Source organism: Fodinicola feengrottensis (genome assembly GCF_039530045.1).
Classification (GTDB): Bacteria; Actinomycetota; Actinomycetes; order Mycobacteriales; family HKI-0501; genus Fodinicola; species Fodinicola feengrottensis.
The window spans coordinates 667669-686541 of sequence record NZ_BAAANY010000009.1; the positions used below are offsets into that span (position 1 = coordinate 667669).

Annotated in this window: 21 protein-coding genes and 2 tRNA genes; 15 read left to right on the forward strand and 8 right to left on the reverse strand. The window is 67.6% G+C overall.

What is annotated here, in order from left to right; genetic code table 11:
* The 3 genes from ABD301_RS15665 (at position 1) to ABD301_RS15675 (ending at position 2295) form a co-directional block, all read left to right on the forward strand.
* Positions 1 to 528, forward strand: a complete 528-nt coding sequence (locus ABD301_RS15665) for a SigE family RNA polymerase sigma factor (protein WP_344310987.1) — start codon at positions 1 to 3, stop codon at positions 526 to 528.
* Positions 525 to 1820, forward strand: a complete 1296-nt coding sequence (locus ABD301_RS15670; protein WP_344310989.1) for a hypothetical protein — start codon at positions 525 to 527, stop codon at positions 1818 to 1820. Before ABD301_RS15665 ends, ABD301_RS15670 begins: the two co-directional genes overlap by 4 nt.
* A 64-nt stretch (positions 1821 to 1884) precedes the next feature.
* A complete protein-coding gene (locus tag ABD301_RS15675; RefSeq protein ID WP_163572309.1) occupies positions 1885 to 2295 on the forward strand; it encodes a DUF3151 domain-containing protein in 411 nt (136 codons plus the stop codon).
* Here ABD301_RS15675 and rocD read toward each other — a convergent pair.
* Together rocD and ABD301_RS15685 are read right to left on the reverse strand one after the other, a co-directional pair.
* The gene (gene rocD / locus ABD301_RS15680; RefSeq protein ID WP_344310992.1) at positions 2292 to 3491 is read right to left on the reverse strand and encodes an ornithine--oxo-acid transaminase; all 1200 of its coding nucleotides are present in this window, start codon (positions 3489 to 3491) and stop codon (positions 2292 to 2294) included. The two genes, ABD301_RS15675 and rocD, sit on opposite strands and share 4 nt — an antisense overlap.
* A 483-nt stretch (positions 3492 to 3974) precedes the next feature.
* Positions 3975 to 4610: a bifunctional 4-hydroxy-2-oxoglutarate aldolase/2-dehydro-3-deoxy-phosphogluconate aldolase gene (locus ABD301_RS15685; RefSeq protein ID WP_344310994.1), complete on the reverse strand. Its 636-nt coding sequence runs from the start codon at positions 4608 to 4610 to the stop codon at positions 3975 to 3977.
* A 105-nt stretch (positions 4611 to 4715) separates the two neighbouring features.
* On the opposite strand from ABD301_RS15685, the gene ABD301_RS15690 reads away from it, so the two are divergent.
* Complete coding sequence (locus ABD301_RS15690) at positions 4716 to 5048, forward strand: hypothetical protein (protein WP_344310996.1); 333 nt, start codon at positions 4716 to 4718, stop codon at positions 5046 to 5048.
* A 3-nt stretch (positions 5049 to 5051) separates the two neighbouring features.
* Here the strand turns inward: ABD301_RS15690 and ABD301_RS15695 are convergent, their stop codons facing one another.
* The 3 genes from ABD301_RS15695 to ABD301_RS15705 all read right to left on the reverse strand — a co-directional run bounded on the left by ABD301_RS15695 (position 5052) and on the right by ABD301_RS15705 (position 7467).
* Positions 5052 to 5921, reverse strand: a complete 870-nt coding sequence (locus ABD301_RS15695; RefSeq protein WP_344310998.1) for a polysaccharide deacetylase family protein — start codon at positions 5919 to 5921, stop codon at positions 5052 to 5054.
* A gap of 89 nt (positions 5922 to 6010) precedes the next feature.
* Positions 6011 to 7030, reverse strand: a complete 1020-nt coding sequence (locus ABD301_RS15700) for a LacI family DNA-binding transcriptional regulator (protein ID WP_163572313.1) — start codon at positions 7028 to 7030, stop codon at positions 6011 to 6013.
* Between the two features lie 176 nt (positions 7031 to 7206).
* A complete protein-coding gene (locus tag ABD301_RS15705; protein ID WP_163572314.1) occupies positions 7207 to 7467 on the reverse strand; it encodes a UBP-type zinc finger domain-containing protein in 261 nt (86 codons plus the stop codon).
* 175 nt (positions 7468 to 7642) lie between these two features.
* On the opposite strand from ABD301_RS15705, the gene ABD301_RS15710 reads away from it, so the two are divergent.
* Complete coding sequence (locus tag ABD301_RS15710) at positions 7643 to 9241, forward strand: Na+/H+ antiporter (protein WP_163572315.1); 1599 nt, start codon at positions 7643 to 7645, stop codon at positions 9239 to 9241.
* Positions 9238 to 9867 (forward strand): phosphoribosyltransferase, encoded by a 630-nt coding sequence (locus tag ABD301_RS15715; protein WP_344311001.1) that lies wholly within the window; start codon positions 9238 to 9240, stop codon positions 9865 to 9867. Before ABD301_RS15710 ends, ABD301_RS15715 begins: the two co-directional genes overlap by 4 nt.
* 168 nt (positions 9868 to 10035) lie before the next feature.
* On the opposite strand, the gene ABD301_RS15720 is transcribed toward ABD301_RS15715, so the two are convergent.
* Entirely contained in the window at positions 10036 to 10746 is a 711-nt protein-coding gene (locus ABD301_RS15720; protein WP_344311003.1) for a hypothetical protein, read from the reverse strand.
* 113 nt (positions 10747 to 10859) lie between these two features.
* On the opposite strand from ABD301_RS15720, the gene ABD301_RS15725 reads away from it, so the two are divergent.
* The 6 genes from ABD301_RS15725 (at position 10860) to ABD301_RS15750 (ending at position 14587) form a co-directional block, all read left to right on the forward strand.
* Positions 10860 to 12644 (forward strand): phosphatidylglycerol lysyltransferase domain-containing protein, encoded by a 1785-nt coding sequence (locus ABD301_RS15725; RefSeq protein ID WP_344311005.1) that lies wholly within the window; start codon positions 10860 to 10862, stop codon positions 12642 to 12644.
* A gap of 88 nt (positions 12645 to 12732) precedes the next feature.
* A tRNA-Ser gene (locus ABD301_RS15730) sits at positions 12733 to 12822 on the forward strand.
* 39 nt (positions 12823 to 12861) lie between these two features.
* A tRNA-Arg gene (locus ABD301_RS15735) sits at positions 12862 to 12934 on the forward strand.
* Between the two features lie 257 nt (positions 12935 to 13191).
* Positions 13192 to 13833 carry a type IV toxin-antitoxin system AbiEi family antitoxin domain-containing protein gene (locus tag ABD301_RS15740; RefSeq protein WP_344311007.1) on the forward strand — a complete coding sequence of 214 codons (642 nt, stop codon included), beginning with the start codon at positions 13192 to 13194 and terminating at the stop codon, positions 13831 to 13833.
* Position 13834: 1 nt separating this feature from the next.
* Positions 13835 to 14011, forward strand: coding sequence for a hypothetical protein (locus ABD301_RS15745; protein WP_344311009.1), 177 nt, complete (start codon positions 13835 to 13837; stop codon positions 14009 to 14011).
* Between the two features lie 12 nt (positions 14012 to 14023).
* Positions 14024 to 14587, forward strand: coding sequence for a nucleotidyl transferase AbiEii/AbiGii toxin family protein (locus ABD301_RS15750; protein WP_279582371.1), 564 nt, complete (start codon positions 14024 to 14026; stop codon positions 14585 to 14587).
* 58 nt (positions 14588 to 14645) lie between these two features.
* Here ABD301_RS15750 and ABD301_RS15755 read toward each other — a convergent pair whose 3' ends face one another.
* The gene (locus ABD301_RS15755) at positions 14646 to 15182 is read right to left on the reverse strand and encodes a GNAT family N-acetyltransferase (protein WP_163572318.1); all 537 of its coding nucleotides are present in this window, start codon (positions 15180 to 15182) and stop codon (positions 14646 to 14648) included.
* Between the two features lie 118 nt (positions 15183 to 15300).
* Between ABD301_RS15755 and ABD301_RS15760 the strand changes: the two genes are divergently transcribed.
* On the forward strand, positions 15301 to 15654 hold the full coding sequence (locus tag ABD301_RS15760) for a hypothetical protein (RefSeq protein ID WP_163572319.1): 354 nt from the start codon (positions 15301 to 15303) through the stop codon (positions 15652 to 15654).
* A gap of 31 nt (positions 15655 to 15685) precedes the next feature.
* On the opposite strand, the gene ABD301_RS15765 is transcribed toward ABD301_RS15760, so the two are convergent.
* Positions 15686 to 16267, reverse strand: a complete 582-nt coding sequence (locus tag ABD301_RS15765; RefSeq protein WP_163572320.1) for a hypothetical protein — start codon at positions 16265 to 16267, stop codon at positions 15686 to 15688.
* Positions 16268 to 16498: 231 nt separating this feature from the next.
* Here ABD301_RS15765 and ABD301_RS15770 point away from each other — a divergent pair, with 231 nt between their 5' ends.
* Together ABD301_RS15770 and ABD301_RS15775 are read left to right on the forward strand one after the other, a co-directional pair.
* A complete protein-coding gene (locus ABD301_RS15770) occupies positions 16499 to 17857 on the forward strand; it encodes a serine hydrolase (protein WP_344311013.1) in 1359 nt (452 codons plus the stop codon).
* A gap of 78 nt (positions 17858 to 17935) precedes the next feature.
* Positions 17936 to 18865, forward strand: a complete 930-nt coding sequence (locus tag ABD301_RS15775; protein ID WP_163572323.1) for a GNAT family N-acetyltransferase — start codon at positions 17936 to 17938, stop codon at positions 18863 to 18865.
* The last annotated feature ends 8 nt before the right edge of the window (positions 18866 to 18873 follow it).

Below are 18873 nucleotides of genomic sequence, written 5' to 3' on the forward strand. Positions count from 1 at the left end.
GTGGCCGAAAAATCGGGGCGGGCGAAGGAAAAACAGCGGCAGTACGAGGAGGAGTTCGAGGCCTTCCTTACTTACCGCTATGCCGTCCTGCTCCGGTTCGGCTATTTGCTGACCGGTGACATCGGTGCTGCTGAGGACATGCTCGACTCGGCGCTGGCTGGTGCGTACCGGCACTGGCGCAGCACCCGGCTCGCCGGCGCCGAGCAGGTCGTCCGCAAGACGATGTTGTCCGGCGCGCTTTCATCGTGGTGGCGGGAATCCCTGACCCAGCTGACTGGTTGGCAGGGGCGTCGCCCACTGCCGGTACGGGCGGAATTGCCGGGCGCCCCAGCGAGCGAGGAAGCCGAGGATCTCTGGCATCGGCTGGCTGGGCTGCCGCGGTTGCAGCGGGCGCTGATGGTGTTGCGCTACGACGAAAATCTGGAGCTCGACGCGATCTCCGAGCTGATTTCCCAACCGCCTCGCCGGGTCACCCGGCTGATCGAGGAGGCGCTGCATTCTTTGGCCGTGCGGGAGGTCGTCGAATGAGCCTGCCGGACACCCAGGAATCGGCCACCGAGACCTTGCTGCGGGAGTCGTTCGCGGCGCCGGCCCGTACGCCCCTGGTGCCGGTCGATCCGCGGCCGGCGATCCTCGCGCTGGATCGTCGGCAGCGCCGCCGCTTCCTCGCAGTTTTCGTTGCGGTGGTGGTGATTATCCTTGCCGCGGTGGGCATTCCAGCGGTGACCACCGCGCTGTCCGCCGACCCGGCGGTGGCGCTGGAGGCGCCGGCCGCTGGCAGTGGCCTGCTGCCTTGGGCGCCGCGTGGCGACCGGGTGACGGACAAGACCGCGATCGCCGTCGCCGAGCGGTCCTGGGTGCGCCGGGCGGAGGCCGATCCGGCCGTACGCGATGTCCATCTGCTCTACGCCAACACGTCTTCGGAAGGCGTTTGGGTTGTCCTGCAAGGCATCGACAAGAACGGCCAGCCGACGGCCGCGCAGATCCGGTACGCGGCTGGCGGTGCTTTTGTTGAGTGGGCTGCCAAAGTGCCCAAGCCGGCGCCGCTCGCGATTTACCTGCCGGACGGCCTGTTGGCCACCCGACTGCTGTTCGCGCCGGGTCTGGCCGCCAGCAAGGTCACCTTGCGCGAAGACGGCTGGCCGGCTCCTGACGCCGGCCCCAGCGCGGGCGTAGCCGCCGATGGGCTGTCCCAGCCGGTGCCGCTGGCGACCGAGATGCCGTCGAACGATCCGTTCGACTTCGACGTTTCGGGGATCCGCGGCGGCCGGCTCGTACCGATCGCGTCCGGCACCGCCGCCTACGGCTCGCTGTTCACCACCTCGAATGCCATCAGCATCAGCCCGCCGCCCGCCGGCTGGTCGTCCGACGCGCTGCCGTCCGGCCGGATGATCTCCCTGGCCAAGGCCGCCCGCGCCCAGTTGGGCGTACGGTCCCTGGACGTGGCCGAGCTCGGCCAGTTCACGCCGGCCACGGTTGCCGGCAAGCAGGTCACCGGTGAGGCGCTGCTCGTACGTGACGGCGGCCGGTCGTGGCTGGTCACCGGTTTCGCGGTCGGCGACGACACGATGCCGTGCGTACGAGTCGAGGCCATCGCCGCCGTTCCCAACGTCGTCGCGGGCAGCTGCCAGAGTGGGTCCGTACACGCTCTTATGGGCTCCGCCGCAACGCCCGCGGCCTCTTTATGGCTGGCCGGCAGCAAGGTCGCCGACCAGTCGTCGGTGACGGTCGCCGACCCCGCGCCCGGCACCGCCGGCCGGCACCTCCAGGCCCGCTCCGCCACCGGCCAACCCCTCGGCGCCGCCCCCATCCCCAACTAGCGATGACGGCTGCTTCGGCCAGGTCGCGTCGTCGCCGGTCTGGTGACCTGAGCATGATGGGGTCATGACTCACAACCTGCTGGGCGAACCCGCTCCCACCCTGCTGCCCGTGGACCCCGCGACCGCCGCGCTGGAGTCCCTCGGCGACGGCGACCTGTCGTCGGTGGCGGCGCGGTTCCCGTCTTCCAGCGCGGCCTGGGGAGCGCTCGCTGATCGGGCCTTCGCGGCCGGCGATCCGGTGGCTTCGTACGCGTACGCGAGGACCGGCTATCACCGCGGCCTGGACCAGCTGCGGCGGTCCGGCTGGAAGGGCTTCGGCCCGGTGCCGTGGTCGCACGAGCCCAACCGCGGGTTCCTGCGTGCGCTGCACGCGCTGGGCCGCGCCGCCGCCACGATCAACGAGGCAGACGAAGCGGCCCGCTGTGCCCAGTTCCTGAAGGACTCCGACCCGGTCGCAGCTGACGCCCTCCGCTAGGAAACGACGGCGCGGATCTGCTCGACGGCCCAGTCGATCTCGTCGGCGGTGATGACGATCGGCGGGGCGAGCCGGATGGTGGAGCCGTGGGTGTCTTTCGCCAGCACTCCACGCTCGGCCAGCCGCTCGCAGACCTGCCGGCCGGTGCCGACCGACTCGGCGAACTCGACACCGGCCCACAACCCGCGGCCGCGCACCGCGACAACCGCCTCGGACGGCAGCTTCGCCAGAGATTCATGCAGGTGGGCGCCCAGCTCGGTGGCGCGGCGCTGGAAGTCGCCGGTGGCCAACAAGTCCACCACGGCGGTGCCGACCGCGCACGCGAGCGCGTTGCCACCGAACGTGCTGCCGTGCTCACCCGGCTTGATCACCCCGAGCACCGGCCAGTCAGCCACCACAGCGGAGACCGGCAGGATGCCGCCGCCGAGCGCTTTGCCCAGCACGTACATGTCGGGCACCACGTCTTCGTGGTCGCAGGCGAAGGTCGCGCCCGTACGCCCAAGGCCGGACTGCACCTCGTCGGCAAGCATCAGCACGTTGTGCCTGGTGCAGGCCTCCCGGATGCCTGCGAGGTAGCCAGCCGGCGGCACGATCACGCCGGCCTCGCCCTGGATCGGCTCGACCAGGATGGCGACCGTACGCGGATCGGCGATCTCCTTGACGGCGGCTTCCAGATCGCCGAAGGGCACCACGACGAAGCCAGGCGTGTAGGGGCCGAAGTCGGCGCGGGCTTCCTCGTCGGTGGAAAACGAGATGATGCTGACCGTACGGCCGTGGAAGTTGCCTCCGCAGGTGACGATCCGGGCCTCGCCGTCCGGCACGCCCTTGACCCGGTAGCCCCACTTGCGGGCCACCTTGATCGCGGTCTCCACCGCCTCCGCGCCGGTGTTCATCGGCAGCACGGCGTCCTTGCCGGCGAGCCGCGCCAGCTTTTGGCAGAACTCGCCGAACCGGTCGTGGTGGAAGGCTCGGCTGGTCAGCGTTAGCCGGCCGAGCTGGTCGGTGGCGGCGGCGACCAGCGCGGGGTGCCGGTGGCCGAAGTTGAGCGCCGAGTAGCCGGCGAGCAGGTCGAGATAGCGCCGACCGTCCACGTCGGTCACCCAGCTGCCTTCGGCTTCGGCGATGACCACCGGCAGCGGGTGGTAGTTGTGCGCGGCATGCTCTTCCGCGTACGCCACCGCGTTCGATCCGGTCATGGGCACAGGGCTACTGGTCAACGAGGTCACGCTGTCAGTATCAGGGCCGACCGGGCGACCGCAACAGCGGCTCACCTCATCATCCTGCGCAAGAACATTGCGTAGCAGCCGTACGAACCGGTGGTTCGTTGCGTCCCTCGCGAACTCGGCGTTCCGGTTGCCGACTCGCCTGTGGTGACGACAAGCTCGCGGATGGTGAAATTTTTGACGCGCGCGCGTCCTCAAACCCACCCCCCACCCGATCACTGGGTGGGGGCTAGGGCGCGTCTCCTCATCCCAGGCGGCGAGGGCCGAGCCCAAACGCCGCCTGCGAGCACCGGACGATCACACTCATACAACAAAGGTATGAGCGCGACCGCCCGGCACTCGCAGGACGACGCTTGGATCTCGACCCTCATCCACCTGGAATGAGGAGACACGCCCTAGAAAACAGTGTGGGTACGACAGTTTCGCGCCGCACCTGGGTCAATCGGCGGGTCCTTGTTATTCGGCCAGCATCGCGAGGAAGGTGCGGGCTCGCTCGCGCAGTTCGGCCTGGTTGCCGCCCGAGGCGGCGTCGCCGACCAGAGGTGAGCCGACGCCGACCGCGAGCGCGCCCGCGTTGAGGTAGGCGCGTACGACGTCAGCTCCCACCCCGCCGACCGGGACGAAGTGCAGGTCCGGCAGCGGGTCGCGGAGGGCCCGTAAGTAGCTGGGTCCGCCGGCGGAGGCGGGGAAGAGCTTGACGGCGGTAGCGCCGGCGGCGTCCGCGGCGAGTGCCTCGGTGGCGGTGAAGGCGCCGGCTAGTACGGGCAGACCGGCGTCGACGGCGGCCGTGACGCCGGCCGAGAGGCCGGGGGTGACCACGAAGGTCGCGCCGGCGTCGCGGGCGCGGTGGGCGTCGTCAGCGGTGCGTACGGTCCCGGCGCCGACGCCCAGGCCGGCGGCACCCAGCTCGGCGGTCGCGGCGGCGATGACCTTCGGCGCGTCCGGGGTGTTCAGCGACACCTCGACCAGCGGCACGCCGGCCGTCACCAGCGTGACGACCGTACGCAGGGCCGCGTCCGGGTCGGCGCCCCGCACGATCGCCACCAGCCGGTGGGCCGCCAACTGGTCGCGAAGTTCCTGGCTCGTCAGCATGTCCCTCATCATCGCTGGCCGCCGGCCCGCACCTGCCGGCGGCAAAGCAACGGTGACGGATTACCTTGACGGAGCACTTACAGCGATCGAGATGGGGCGAGCGAGATGCCACGCGGACAGCGGCTGGCGACGGCGGCTGTGCTCGCCGTGATGGCCGCCGGGCTGGTCACCGGCTGCGGTCAGACCAGCGGCCAGGCCACCTGTCAGGGCACCACCTGCACGGCCACCCTCTCCGGGGCTGGCGCGCTGATCACGATCGACCGGATCAAGACGGTCGTACGGCTGGATTCGGTCGGCGACGACGGCGCGACCGTGTCGATCAACGCCAAACCCGTGCCGCTGCGCGTCGGTCAGACGACGACCATCGCGCAGACGCAGGTCACTCTCAAAAGCGTGAGCGACGGCACGGTGATCGTCGTCCTGCAGCCGGCTGACTGACATCTATTCCGGTCGTGGTGTGACGAAGGTCAGGCCACGGGATTTCAGTGCTGGCAACGCTTTCTGCAGCGCCGCATAGGTCTGGGTACGATTCCCGCCGCCGTCGTGGCAGAGAATGATCGACCCGGGTTTGGCGTTCTTGATCACCGTGGTGATGTGGGCGACCCCCGGCCGGGACCAGTCGCGCGGATCCACGCTCCAGTCCAGCGGGGTGAGTCCGACCTTGCGGGATTCGGCGAGCAGCCGTGAGGTCCAGTTTCCGCCGGGCGCCCGGAAGAACACCGGACGGACGCCGCCGCTGGCCTTCATGATCACCGCGGTGGTGGCGGTGATGTCCTGGTGGATGGTGCTGGTGCTCTTGGTGCCCAGGTGCTCGTCGTGATGCATGGTGTGGTTGCAGAGCAGGTGCCCGCCGGCCACGATCTGCTTCACCAGATTCGGATACCGCTGGACATTCTCCCCAATAAGGCAAAAAACCGCCTTTATGTGAAGTTTGGCCAACAGGCGCAGGTATTCCGGGGTGTACGTGGGGCTCGGGCCGTCATCGATCGTCAACGCGATGTTCTTGCCGCCGACCGTACGCAACGGGGATTTTCCGCCGCCTGGCAGCGATGCCGGCTGTCCACGGAACTGCGCGGTGGGCGGCTGCGAGCCGTCGACCGCGCCGCCGTCATCGTCGGATGAACCTGAAGGTGAGGGTGACACCGATGGGGTGGGCGAAGGAGATGCCGGTGCGGACGGGGAGCTGATCGACGGCCGCGGGGTGCTCTCGGCGACGGTTTTCTTGCCGCACGCACTCACCAGCAGGAGCCCACTGAGCGCGAACACCAAAGCGAACAGCGGCCATCGCCGGCCATTTTGCCGAGTAGTCATAAATCCTCAGACGCTTGGGAGCAAGATCCGGTTGCCCAGTAGTTGCCGCCAACCGGTCGGATATTACCGTACCCGCCCCTGCGCAGAAATTATTCGGCCGTCCGGCCGCCGGTGCTTTCCCTTTCCATCAAACGGAAATCCGCCTGCACCTCGCGAGGTGGCGCGTCCCGGTCGCCGTCGATCCTGGACTGCAGGAATTCCAGCGACAGCCGGGCGATCTGTTCCTTGTCGGGCGAGATCGTGGTCAGTGTCGGAGTGGAGAAACGGCCGTCCTCGATATCGTCGATGCCGACGATCGCGATGTCGTCCGGCACTCGGGCGCCTATCTCGTACGCACCCCGAATGGCACCGAGTGCCAGCAGGTCGTTGAAACAGAAGACTGCGTCCGGCGGCTCAGGAAGCGACAGCAGGTCCTTGACCGCCTGGATGCCATCCGCGCGGTGGAAGGTCGCTCCCTGTTGGATCAGGTCCTCGTCCACTGGCAGCCCAGCCGTCGACAGGGCGTCCAGGTAACCCTGCAGCCGCAGCCGCGCGGTGCCCTGGCCGTCCGGCGGCTGGACGCCGATGGCCGCGATCCGGCGCCGGCCGAGGGCGACCAGGTGCTCGGTGGCGATGCCGGCGGCGGCCACGTTGTCGATGGCGACGTGGTCAGCCGGCCCTTCGAAAACCGTCTCACCCAACAAGACCATCGGCGTGTTGTCCGTACGCGCCGCGAGTTCCTCTCGACCAACCGACAGTGGGCTCACGATCAGGCCGTCCACCAGCTGCGGCCGGATGCCGGCCAGGACGTGCCGCTCGCGCTCCAGCCGCCCGTCGGTCTGGTCGATCAAAACCGTGTAACCGCGCTCTTCGGCGGCGCGGATGACGCTGCGGGCGAGCTCGGCGAAATACGGCGAGTCCAGCTCCGGCAGCGCCAGCGCGATGATGCCGGACTTGCCGCGGCGCAGGTTCCGGGCCGACAGGTTGGGCCGGTAGTTCAGCTCCTTCAGCGCCGCCTCGACCTTGGACCGGGTAGTTGGGGTGACGTGCTCGTACCCATTGACCACGTTTGAGACGGTTTTCACCGAAACGCCGGCCCGCAGTGCCACATCTCGCAAACTGGCACCCATCGAGTGGGCCTCCCCTCATCGCCGCAAACCGCACAACCGGGTCGTACGTACGCGTTAAGTATCACGGATACGCTTTACAAGCGCACGCCCGATACTGTTAACTTCTCACAACCTGCTGTGGTGAGTGGTTCCCGCGGCACGAAGAGCCAGACCCTGGTGTGCGGTGCCGGACTCCCTCACACCAGGGTCTGATCAACGAAACACCATCTCCAGTTCTCGCCCGGTTCGGCCGAGGCCATCACCGGGTGGTCGTCGGCGGCGAAGTGCGCGCTCGCGTGCCGGGACGGCGACGAGTCGCAGCAGCCGACCTTTCCGCAGCTCAGGCACAGTCGAAGATGGACCCAGCGGGTGCCGGCGGCGAGACAGTCCTCGCAAGCGCCCGGTGTCCGCGGCTCGATGTCCGGGTTGACAGTGCCCACATGAACGCAACTGGGCATTGGCGATCTCCCCTACTGAAGTCAGATGGTGGTCAAAGTAGTGCCCCGGCGGACCAGCGTAGGCCGGTGACGCGCCAACTGCCGGAATAGCCTTCGACCGGGCCCGCTTGGGTGGGAGTGCGGCCTGCTTCATCATGGGGGCGAGCACCGGTCAGGCAGCAGCGCAAGGAGAACAATGCACGGTACTTTCACCCTGTTTGGGCTGGTCGTCGGCGCTGTGCTGGTGGCAGGAGCGGCCCGGAAGCTGAAGCTGTCGGCGCCCATCCTGCTCGTCCTGGTCGGCCTCGCGGCCGCTTTCGTGCCCGGTTTGCCGGACTACTCCCTCACTCGCCTGGATCCAGAGGTCTTCCTCTTCCTGGTGCTGCCGCCGCTGCTTTATTCGGAGGCGGTGGACAGCTCGTACATGGGCTTCCGGCGAAACATGCGGGCGATCGGGCTGCTGTCGGTCGGCCTCGTACTCATGACGACCATCGTCGTCGGGGTGGTCATGCACATGGCCGTGGGCCTGTCCATCGCGGCGGCTTTCATGCTGGGCGCGCTGGTGGCGCCGCCGGACGCGGTCGCGGCCATGTCCATCGGTCGTACGCTCGGGCTGCCGCGGCAGATGCTGACCGTGCTGGGCGGCGAGAGCCTGCTCAACGACGCCACCGCGCTGACCGCGTACAGGGTGGCGCTGGCCGCGGTCCTCGGCGGTGGCGTCTCGCTGTTGGAGGGCGCGACCGGCTTCCTGATCGCGGCCGCCGGCGGTGTCATCGTGGGCCTGATCGCGGGCCCGATCCTGCACTGGGTCCGGATGCGGCTGGCCGATCCGGTGCTGGAGAACGTGCTGGCACTGCTCATCCCGTTCGTGGTGTACGCGTTGGCCGAATCGCTGCACCTCGGTTCGTACGCGGCATCCGGGGTGCTCGCGGTGGTGGTCGTGGGGCTCTATCTCGGGCACCGCAACTCGCAGACGACGTACGCGGCCCGGCTGATCGCCGGCGGGGTCTGGAAGATGGTCAAGTTCTTCCTGGAGTCGATCGTGTTCGCGCTGATCGGCCTGCAGCTGCCGAGCGTGCTGGCCGGGCAGACCGGCAAGTCCGCGACCGTCCTGATCATCAGCGGGGTGGGGATCGTGCTGCTGGTGATCGTGATCCGTTTCGTGTGGGTGTTCCCGGCCTCGTACCTGCCGCGGATCCTGGTGAGGCGGATCCGGGAGGACAACCCGAACTACAGCTGGCGGAACCCGACCATCGTGTCGTGGTCCGGGATGCGCGGAGTGGTCTCGCTGGCCGCCGCGTTCGCGATCCCGACGAACGTGCCCGGCCGCGGCACGATCCTGTTCCTGGTTTTCTGCGTGGTGCTCGGCACCCTGGTCGTCCAGGGCCTGACCCTGCCATCGCTGATCCGCCGGATCGGCATTTCCACCAACGACACCTTCTCCGACAACCTGGCCGAGGCGAACGCCCAGCATGCCGCGATCCGGGCCGCTGTCGACCGGTTGGACACCGTCTTGGAATCCGAGGACATCGAGCCGCCGGACGGTGTCGCCGACCGGCTGCGAGCATGGGCCGACAGCCGGCAGTTGGGCGCCTGGGAGCGGCTCGGCTCCGGGCCGGGACGCGATGCCAAGGAGACCCCGTCGGCGGCCTTTCGAAGGCTTCGTCGGGAGATGCTCACCGCGGAACGGGATGTCTTCGTGTCGATGCGGGACAGCGGCAGCATCGATGACGAGGTGCTTCGGCGGGTCTTCCACGAGTTGGATCTCGAAGAGGCCATGCTGGCTCGGGAATGATCTACGCAAACCGCCATAATGCCGGCGTACGACTGGCCGGGCTGGTCGCCGACTTCGTACCGGCCCACCCGCTCGTCCTCGCGCTGCCCCGCGGTGGAGTGCCGGTGGCGGCTCCGGTGGCAGCCGCGCTGGGCTGCTCGCTGGATGTCCTGGTCGTACGCAAGATCGGCCTGCCCTGGCAGCCCGAGATGGGTGTTGGCGCGATCGCCGAGGGTGGTGCGTCCGTGCTGGATGAGGACGTGTTGCGGCAGCTGCGGCTGGACCGGGCGGCGCTGGAGCCCGTCCTCGCGCGGGAACGGGCCGAGCTGGACCGGCGGGTCGCCGCGTACCGGGATGGGCTCGCCCTTTCGCTCGCCGGCCGTACGGTCGTCCTGGTCGATGACGGCTTGGCGCGCGGGGTGACGGCCCGGGCGGCCGTGGCGGCGGCTGGCGCGCTGGGAGCGACGGCGGTGTGGCTCGCGGTGCCGGTCGCCGCGCCGGCCGGGTTGGCCGGGGTGGTGTGCGATCGGGTGATCTGCCCGTGGCAGCCGGCCGGGTTTGGGGCGGTCGGGCAGTATTACCGGGATTTCGCGCCGGTCCCGGACAGCGAAGTGCAGGAGCTGCTGCGTGCCGCTCGTCCGTGCTGACGGGACGTTTTACGCGGGTCGTCGTTGCTTACGCGCGCGAAACGCGTGGCTTTTTGTGGTGACGTCTTAGACCCACGTACCCACCCCCCGCCCGTTGGGTGGGGGCCCACCATGGCACATAAGAAATCGGCAAAACGGGCATTTGGTCTGTTGTCCACAGGCCGAGCTTTAGCTGGGTTCGGGTGCGATCGCCGTACGTCCGCTGCCCCGGCGCTGCTCGTACATCGCGATCGTTTTGCGGGCAAGCTGCTTGGTCGAGTGCGCGTTGCCCATCGCGGCGAGCGGTACCGAAAGGACGGGTACGGCCCGCAGGAGGGCGCGTTTGCCCAGCTTGAGGCCGACCATCACGGCCAGCCGGCGGGCCACGTCCCAGGTCGAGCCGCCTCCTCCGTGCGCCAGCAAATCCGTCGCGGGCGTGCGGCGGGCGGCCACCCTGACCGCCGTCTCGGCCAGGCTCATCGCCTCGTGGACGCCGGTCAGCACCAGGATCTCGGCGGCCCGCTCGCGGTCGCACGGGTCGAGCTCGTAGACCGCCGACAGGAAGATGATCATCCGCGCCTGGTTCCAGGCCAGCACGCCCACGTCGGCGACCGCGCCGGGCAGGCCGAGGACGCCACCGGCGGCGCCGGAATAGCGGGAGAGCCGGGTGAAGCGGTCACGGACCCGCTTCGCCAGCCAGCGCGGAGTCGTACGCCCCGACCGCGCGCGTGCGAACCAGTCGCGCGCCTCGGGCCCGGTCCGGCGTACCGCCTCCAGCGCCAGATGTTCCGGCGCGTGCAACGGGTCGGCGCGCAGCTCAGCGAACAAGCCATCGGGCAGAATTGGCCGGCCGGCGTCCGGGTCAGGGGCTGGAACGTTCTGCTGGGCTGCGGCGTTCACCCTGTTCAGGATAGGGACTGCGAAGTCCACGTTGGCTCACCCGACCGCGCCGCCGCGCCGTAGCTGAAGGCGCCTGCGCGCGGATCGCGGGGCACCGGGCAAACTGGAGCATTGTGGAGACAAAGCACGGGGAAGGCACGACTCCGTGGTGGCTCAGTCAGCGACGCTGGCTGCCCGCCGCGCTCGCCGTCCTTTCCGCGCTCTACGGGGTAATCAGCATTTGGAGCGCGGTCAGCCCGCACGACCGCTACCGGTTCAAGATGCTCGCGGAGTTCGTGCCGGGGCCAGTCACGTTAACGGCCGGGCTGTTGGTGGTGGCCTCTGGAATGGTCCTGATCCTGCTCGCGCACGGCCTGCGTCGGCGCAAGCGGCGGGCTTGGCGGCTCGCGGTCGGTATCTGCGCTGTGCTGATCGTCACGCATGTCGGCAAAGGGCTCGACCTTGAAGAGGCGTTCCTCGCGCTGGTCCTGTTGGCGCTGCTGGTGTACGGCCGGGCCGAGTTCACCGCCAAGGGCGACCGCTCGACCCGGTTGATCGCGGTTGCCGCGGTGGTCGTCATCTACGCGGTCGGGTTCATCGCCGGCATGCTCGCCATCGGCGTCTACCACCGCAAGCTCACCGGTCATCCGACCCTGTTGGCGGCGGCCTGGACCACCGTGCGGGGATTCATCGGGCAGACCGGCCCGGTGCAATACCGGAACGTCCGCTACGAGAGTCTCGCGACGACTTTTCTCGTCAGCGTCACCGTGCTGGCGATCATCATCGGCGCGTACTTGCTGCTCCGCCCGTTGGAACCCAAGGCGTACCTGACAAACGACGACTCCAAGCGCCTGCACGAGCTGTTGGACAGGTTCGGCTCCCGCGACTCACTCGGATACTTCGCCCTGCGTACGGACAAAAGCGTGGTCTGGTCGCCCACCGGAAAGGCCGCCGTCCCGTACCGGGTGGTCGCCGGAGTGGCGCTGGCCAGCGGTGATCCGATCGGTGATCCGGAGGCCTGGCCGGGCGCGATCAAGCCGTTCATCGAGCTCTGCCGCGAATACGCCTGGCTGCCGGCTGTCATTGGCTGCTCGGAACAGGGCGGCACTGTGTACGCCCGTGAAGCCGGCCTGCACGTGCTGGAGATCGGCGACGAGGCGGTCGTTCAAGTCGCTGACTTCAGCCTGTCCGGTCGCACCATGCGCAACGTCCGGCAGACCGTCAACAGGGTCAAGCGCGCCGGCTATGTGGCCCGCGTACGACGGTTGAGCGAACTCACCCAGGCCGAGGTCGCCGAGATCGCCCGGGTGGCGGCCGCCTGGCGCGGCGCTGAGACCGAGCGCGGTTTCTCCATGGCGCTGGGCCGCTTCGGTGACCCTGAGGACGGCGACTGCGTCGTCGTCACCGCCCACACAGTGGACCCTGAGGAGCCCGGAGCCGAGCGACTGCGTGCGCTGCTCAACTTCGTACCGTGGGGCCCCGATGGCCTGTCTCTGGACCTCATGCGGCGAGACCGGGACGCCGACGGCGGCCTCAACGAGTTCCTGATCTGCTCGCTGATGGAACAGTGCGGCGGCCTCGGGGTGAAGCGAGTGTCCCTGAACTTCGCGATGTTCCGCTCAGCCCTCGCCCGCGGCGAGAAACTCGGCGCTGGCCCGGTCAGCCGGATGTGGAGCCGGCTGCTCACCTTCGCCTCCCGCTGGTGGCAGATCGAGTCTCTCTACCGCTTCAACGAGAAGTTCGCCCCCACCTGGATGCCGCGGTTCGTCTGCTACCCCTCGGCCGGCTCACTGATCCGCATCGCCATGGCCGCCATGGAAGCCGAGGCATTCTGGACCCGCCCCGCCGCCATCCGCCGACTCGCCGGCCGGGTCCCGCTCGGCTACGGCGAGCGCCAGGCCGTACAGAACAGCCAGTGACCGCCGTCACTGGCCGACCCTGCTTTACCCGGCAGTTAGCTGGCTGTGTATCGTCATTTGCCGGTGGCCCGTTGATTACGAGGCACCGGGAGGCTTCGCCTAGTTGGCCTATGGCGCCGCACTGCTAATGCGGTTGGGGGCTTAAACCCCCTCCCGGGTTCGAATCCCGGAGCCTCCGCGCACCATCGCACTATTGTTGTATCGCAGCGAAAGCTGTGCGCCCGTAGCTCAACGGATAGAGCACTTGACTACGGATCAAGAGGTTGTAGGTTCGAATCCTACCGGGCGCGCGTCAGGTTGAGACAGGTCAGAGGCCCTACACCGGATCACGGTGCAGGGCCTCTGTTCTGTCCAGGGAGCCAGGTGCAGCAGCAAAGTGCAGCAGCGAAGTAAAAAAACTGCCTACGCGACCTCCGGGCCATTGTTGAGGCGCTTCGGAGCCTCGCGGGTCTGCTTGGATGAAGCTCGGAGCGTGTCAGCCATGGCCGACCCTGTTGGGCTCATCACTGGCATATCTGTAGTGTTAGACACTACGGAGGTGACACTCATGGCCACTCAAGTCGCTGCACGAGTACCCGCTGATCTGTTGCTTCGTGGCCGGGTGCTCCGGCCCGTTGACGCCGAGCACATTTACAGCAATCCTCGGGCCGAGTTCGCTCGGCTGGAGCGAGCAGGAGCGCTCCACCGGCTCGCCCCTGGGCTTTTCGCCGCTGTCCCGGACGATCACGTAGGCAGGAAGTGGCGACCACCGCTCGAGGCCGTCGCGCTCGGCACCGCGGGCACCGGCGGCCACACGACCAGCAGCGCGTTGATGGGCATCAGTGCAGCGCGCGTTCATGGCGCTTTGCCGCGCGCTCTCAATGTCGCGGTCGTCGCCGTGGAACGCCATAGAAACACTTTGCAACTCACCGACCGCAAGGCCGCAGTCCTTTTCGTCCGCCGCGCCGTCGCGCGCCTCGACGTTCAGCGTCACCAGACCGAACTCGGCCAAGGCTGGGTCACCACCGTTGAGCAGACTCTGCTCGACCTCATCGCCCGTCCTGAACTGGGTGACGTTCCAGACGCTGCGAGAGAAGCCGTGGCGTCCTTGATTCCGCGCGCCGACATGGCGCTGCTACGCGACCTCGCAACCCAGCAACGCCGACGCCGCGCGCTCGATGACGCGCTTGACGCTCACGAGGCAGCCTGACGTGCTCGAACCGACCGAACTACGGGACGTCTCCGCCGCCTTCGGCGTCGACGAGGGCCAGGTTCTGCGGGATCACCTGATCTCGCATTTACTTGCCGCGATCAGCGCAGAGGCCGTTCATGAAATCGTGTTTTTCGGCGGCACAGCGTTGGCCCGCAGCGTCGTCCCCGACGGCTGACTTTCGGAGGACATCGATCTACTCGCGATCGGCAGACGTTCCGAGGTCGCGGCACAGCTCACGGCAACGCTCCCACGAGCGCTGCGACGGGAGTTCCCCGACCTCGGCTGGGATCCCGCACTGACCGAGGTACGAGAGCCCGCACCAGCCATTCTCCGCAGCGCCGACGGCCTGATGGTCCGCATCCAGCTGCTTAGCGCCACAGGATATCCACGGTGGCCCACCGAAGAGGTCAATCTAGTGCAGCGCTATTCCGACGCCGGGCCTGCTCGGCTCGTCGTGCCGACCGCTCCCGGATTCGCCGCAGCGAAAGCGACGGCCTGGTACGACCGCCGCGCCTCCCGCGACCTCTGGGACCTGTGGGCTCTCGCCGTGCGCGGCCACATCAACCGTAAGGCGGCCGACCTCTACGCTCGTTTGGGTCCGACCAACCGCACGCCCAACCCCAAGGACTATGCGACACCACCGGGCCAGGATCGCTGGAACCGGGACCTTGGCGCTCAGATCCGGCTGACAGTCACCGCTGCGGAGGCCGCGGAGACAGTCGCTGAGGCTTGGCGCGAAGTGGGCAGCTAACCACGGAATCAATGGAGAAGGTGGATGCCCGCGCATCGACTACTTCGCTCGCTCCAGCTCATGAAGAGAGTTCCCGCTCGACGTCGAGGAGCCCGAGAATGACCTCGTCGATGAATTCCCCGTTTACCCATGCCGCGCGGCGCAAGGTTCCTTCGAGTACGAATCCTGCGTGGCCGGCCGCCCGAATCATCGCGGCATTGTCGGCCAGTGTCTCGATCTGCAACCGGTGCAGGCCACGGACCTGGAAACCGTAATGGCACAGCACCCGTACCGTGTCGGTGCCCAGCCCACGGCCGCGGAACGCCGGGCGCAGCGAGAGCCCGAGGTGGGCTGTTCTGTTGTGGACATCGATGCCCCACAACAGCGCCTCACCCGCCAGCTCGCCGTCAGCGAGGTGGACCGCGGAGAAGAACGCCACCTCATCGGAAGGATCGGCGACGGCGTAGGGCGACGCGGAGGAGCCGGGCGCGATGGGTCGCCATGGACGTGAATCTGCCCGTGACCGGGTCGCCACATCGTCATAGAGCTCAGACTGTAGAACGGGGACGTCGGTTTGGAACCGGGCACGCAGTCCGATCTTGTCACCACGGAGCATGCCGTGATCCTGCCTGACGCGACAGGCCGGACCAACCTCATTCTCGGCGTGCTCCTGCGGGGCAAGCTGCGCGCGTACGTCTCGGGGACGGTGGCGTGGGGCCGGTAGAGTCGGGCAAATGGTGCCACCGGTCGTACGTGCCAAGGAATGGGACGACACGAGCTGGGACGACCCGTCCGAGGAGAAACTGCACGACCTGCTCGCTGACCTGAACTTGCGGTCGAGGTTCGTCATCGTTGACCGGCTGGACCGCGAACCTGAGGGCCAGCATTACATGCAGGCCTATCTCAACGACGACCTGAGTTACACGGTGGAATACCGCGATGGTGGCGAGGACCGGCACTTCCGGGCCGAGGTCCCGGCGCAGCCGACGGTGATCGGGTGTGAGCCGGTCGCGCGGGTGGTCAACGACTGGATCGCCGACGGGCCGAATTGGCGCCAAGCGCTGGCGTGGAGCCGAATTCGCCTCTGATCGGGCCGCGGTGCCGTCTGCAAACCGTGCCTTATATCGGGCGAAAGTTGACGACGAACCCAGCTGCTAAAGAGCCGACCGCCAAGAGGCCCAGGACCACAAAACCGGCGATCATGACGCGTTTTCGGTAGGTCGCCAGAAGACTCGTCTTTCCGTACGTGCAGAGATAAACAGCGAGCCAAAGTGCTGCCCAGATGGCCGCGATCCAGACGAAGACTCCGGCCAGTGCGGTCAGAGCGTACGAAAAGCTGCGAGGAACGGCCTCGCTGTTTCCGATCATCGCGACCGAAACGGTGTCGCCAAGCGCGTGCTGAGCGCCGTCGTCGAGAAGAACTCCCGGAAGGGCCGTGCCATCGGCCAGGTGCACCGTTCCCACCGCGGCCGACCTGCTCCCATGCCCACTGGAAATGGTCCGATGGGAGGCCACGGTCAGGACACCCTGCTGGCCGCCGACCCCGAGAGCGCGAGCTACCGAAGTCACGGACTTCGCCCCTTGTGCGCAGCCCAGCAGCGACAGGACGCAAATGACCCCGACGAGAATGACGAGCCAGCCGATGGGGAGCCGCTGTCGCTGCTCAAATGACGATGTCTGCTGCCGAGGCGGCACCCGCATGCCCTTTCCGACTTGGGGTTGATATTTACGAGTATGAGCCGGCCGCGACCCTCGGGCTTTGGGTACGGATCACGGGATCCCCTGCGGCCTCCAGTGATGGCCCTTTCGGGCGATACGGGAGATTGATTCGCGTTTCGCCGGTGCGGCCAACTGTTCTTGAGCCTGGCTCTGGAACAGCCCTCTGACCTGCGTACGCTTCGCTGAACGACGTCGAAGTCCACAGGGGGACCGATGGCAGCGGGGGCCTATCCACGATGGCTGGCGGCCGCGGCCGCGCTGGTGTTCCTGGCCGGCTGTACGTCCGCGCTTCCGGCACCCAGCAGGGGCAGCGGTAGCCCGTCGCCCGCGGCCTCGCCGACACCGACGGTGGATCGAAATGGTCGGTTGGCGACCGAACTGTTACAAGCGGTGCGGCAACAGAATTTTCGCGGGGTGACCGATACGGCCTTGCCTGGCGGCGGGTCGGGGCCGGCCCGCCAAGTTCCCAATGTGGACGTGACCGTCGTTGAGCTGGCCACCGACGGGCGGCCGCTGTCGACCGCGGATGTGCTGCTCAGCCCGCGTTATCCGGACGGCAAGGTGGTGCCGGTGGACACGAATCTGGCCACCGACCAGGTCCGCTGGCGCTATTGGGACGACTCGGAATGGGACCGCCAAAACGGGCAGGGCAGCAGGGATGTGTTGCCAGGGCTGGAAAAGGCGCCAATCGACTACATGTCGCCCTATCCTGCCTCCATTCTCAAGCTGATGGTCGGCTATGGAATTCTGCGACTGGTCGATCGCGGCCAACTGTCGCTCGACCAGACGTATTCGTACGAGCCGACGCTTCCCGACGGCTTCTGCGGCGGTTCGGTGAGCCGCAAGGTAAGGCAGTTTTTCGATGACATGATCACGGTTTCCAGCGATGCCTCGACTTGTGCGCTGATCCAGGTGCTGCGGGACCATGGCGGGATCGACGCGCTCAACAACCAGTTCACCCAGCTCGGCATGCCGACGCTGAAGCTGGTCGGCGGGTTCACCGGCTCGAACATGGGCGCGCTGGACACCGCGAAGCTGTTGCTGCTCATTTCCGGCGGGCCCGGCACATTATGGACCGCGCCAGGCGGAAGAGCCGTCACGGCCGCGGAGCTGACCGCAGCCTCTCGCCAGTTTTTTCTCTCTGAACTGGGAAACCAAGGCCTGAACCAGGTGCTGTCGACCAGTAACTGGTGTGGCCGCGGCTATCCGTCGGCCGGAATTCCGCAGGTCACCCCGTCCCGGTGGATCAATCCCAGCAATGGCACGGTGACCGCCGACGGTCGTTATTACGGCCGGGACGTACGTCCCTGCAACGCCACCGCGGAGGTCACTTTCGCGCACAAGACCGGCCTGGTCGTACGCGCCGGTGGCGATGCCGGGATCGTCCATTCACTGCCCGGGAAACCTGGCCGGAACTACATCATCGTGGTGCAGTCCCATCTCGGAAACCGGTATGTCGACCCGCATCGGCCGGCCGATCCGTCCGGTGTCTATCCGGTGGCGTACACCCAGAAATTTGGTCAGCTCGGGCTCGCCATCGACCAGATCGTCACCGCCCACCACAACAGCTGAGGGCAGCAGAAAACCTGTCGACACCTGTGAGAGCCCGTCCTACGCTCAGCCGAGTCTCTTACGGGCGGGGTGGTACGGATGCGCGTACAAGTTCAGCGATGCACGGAAGAACAGCTGCCGGAGGCCGCGAAACTGGCCGCTGACCTGTGGGCGAGGGCGCGGCTGGACGAGCCGCTTCTGCCGGTCTCGCACGAAGATCCCATGCTGGTACGGGAATACCTGCGCGATCAGGGGGAAATCTGGGTGGCCACCCGCGGCGCTGAGGTGGTGGCGGTGCTGGCCGCGACTCTCGGGACGTACGGCGCGTATTCGCCGCAACTGGGGGTGGCCGGTGATCCGGACGCGCTGCCCGAGCTGTACGCGCAGGCCGCGGTGGAATGGGTGGCCAAGGGCGAGTTGACGCATGCCGTACACATTCCACTGGTTGCTCGCGAACTCATCGAACCCTTCCTGCGGCTCAGTTTTGGTTACCAGTCCGAAGTCGGCGTGCACGCTTTGAAGACGCTGCCGTTGGCGCCTGAGGTTCCTGATCTGACCGTTTCCCTTGCGGACATGGACGATTTCGAAGACGTGGTCCGGCTGGTTCACGCGCTGCCCGAGCACCTTGCCGAGTCACCGGTTTTCATGCGCCGGCCGGACAAGTATTACGGGTCGCTCCGAGGCGTCCATGCGGGCAATTTCCGAGCCGCGAAGGGGCAGTATTTCCTCGCGCGGGTGGCCGGTCAAGCCGCCGGCCTGGTGGTCGTGCACGGGGACGACCTTGAGCCGTTGGAGCCACTGGGCTGTCGATACCTGAACATCGGTGTGGTCTTCCCGGAGTATCGCGGCACCGGCGTCGGGCTCGCGCTGACGCGTGCGGCGCTGGCGGACGCGGTGGAGCGGCGGGCGACCTCGATGAGCAGCGACTGGCGGACGACGAACCTGCGGGCTGCCCGGTTCTGGCCGGCGGTCGGATTCCGGCCAACGTGCGTACGGCTGAGCAGGAGCATCGACCTGACGCCTCGCTGATCGCTGTT

Bases quoted from the DNA above. Each gene is read 5' to 3' on its own strand.
- ABD301_RS15670 (WP_344310989.1), top strand. From the start codon at position 525: ATGAGCCTGCCGGACACCCAGGAATCGGCCACCGAGACCTTGCTGCGG.
- ABD301_RS15675 (WP_163572309.1), top strand. From the start codon at position 1,885: ATGACTCACAACCTGCTGGGCGAACCCGCTCCCACCCTGCTGCCCGTG.
- rocD (WP_344310992.1), bottom strand. From the start codon at position 3,491: ATGACCGGATCGAACGCGGTGGCGTACGCGGAAGAGCATGCCGCGCAC.
- ABD301_RS15685 (WP_344310994.1), bottom strand. From the start codon at position 4,610: ATGCTGACGAGCCAGGAACTTCGCGACCAGTTGGCGGCCCACCGGCTG.
- ABD301_RS15690 (WP_344310996.1), top strand. From the start codon at position 4,716: ATGCCACGCGGACAGCGGCTGGCGACGGCGGCTGTGCTCGCCGTGATG.
- ABD301_RS15695 (WP_344310998.1), bottom strand. From the start codon at position 5,921: ATGACTACTCGGCAAAATGGCCGGCGATGGCCGCTGTTCGCTTTGGTG.
- ABD301_RS15700 (WP_163572313.1), bottom strand. From the start codon at position 7,030: ATGGGTGCCAGTTTGCGAGATGTGGCACTGCGGGCCGGCGTTTCGGTG.
- ABD301_RS15705 (WP_163572314.1), bottom strand. From the start codon at position 7,467: ATGCCCAGTTGCGTTCATGTGGGCACTGTCAACCCGGACATCGAGCCG.
- ABD301_RS15710 (WP_163572315.1), top strand. From the start codon at position 7,643: ATGCACGGTACTTTCACCCTGTTTGGGCTGGTCGTCGGCGCTGTGCTG.
- ABD301_RS15715 (WP_344311001.1), top strand. From the start codon at position 9,238: ATGATCTACGCAAACCGCCATAATGCCGGCGTACGACTGGCCGGGCTG.
- ABD301_RS15740 (WP_344311007.1), top strand. From the start codon at position 13,192: ATGGCCACTCAAGTCGCTGCACGAGTACCCGCTGATCTGTTGCTTCGT.
- ABD301_RS15755 (WP_163572318.1), bottom strand. From the start codon at position 15,182: ATGCTCCGTGGTGACAAGATCGGACTGCGTGCCCGGTTCCAAACCGAC.
- ABD301_RS15760 (WP_163572319.1), top strand. From the start codon at position 15,301: ATGGTGCCACCGGTCGTACGTGCCAAGGAATGGGACGACACGAGCTGG.
- ABD301_RS15765 (WP_163572320.1), bottom strand. From the start codon at position 16,267: ATGCGGGTGCCGCCTCGGCAGCAGACATCGTCATTTGAGCAGCGACAG.
- ABD301_RS15770 (WP_344311013.1), top strand. From the start codon at position 16,499: ATGGCAGCGGGGGCCTATCCACGATGGCTGGCGGCCGCGGCCGCGCTG.
- ABD301_RS15775 (WP_163572323.1), top strand. From the start codon at position 17,936: ATGCGCGTACAAGTTCAGCGATGCACGGAAGAACAGCTGCCGGAGGCC.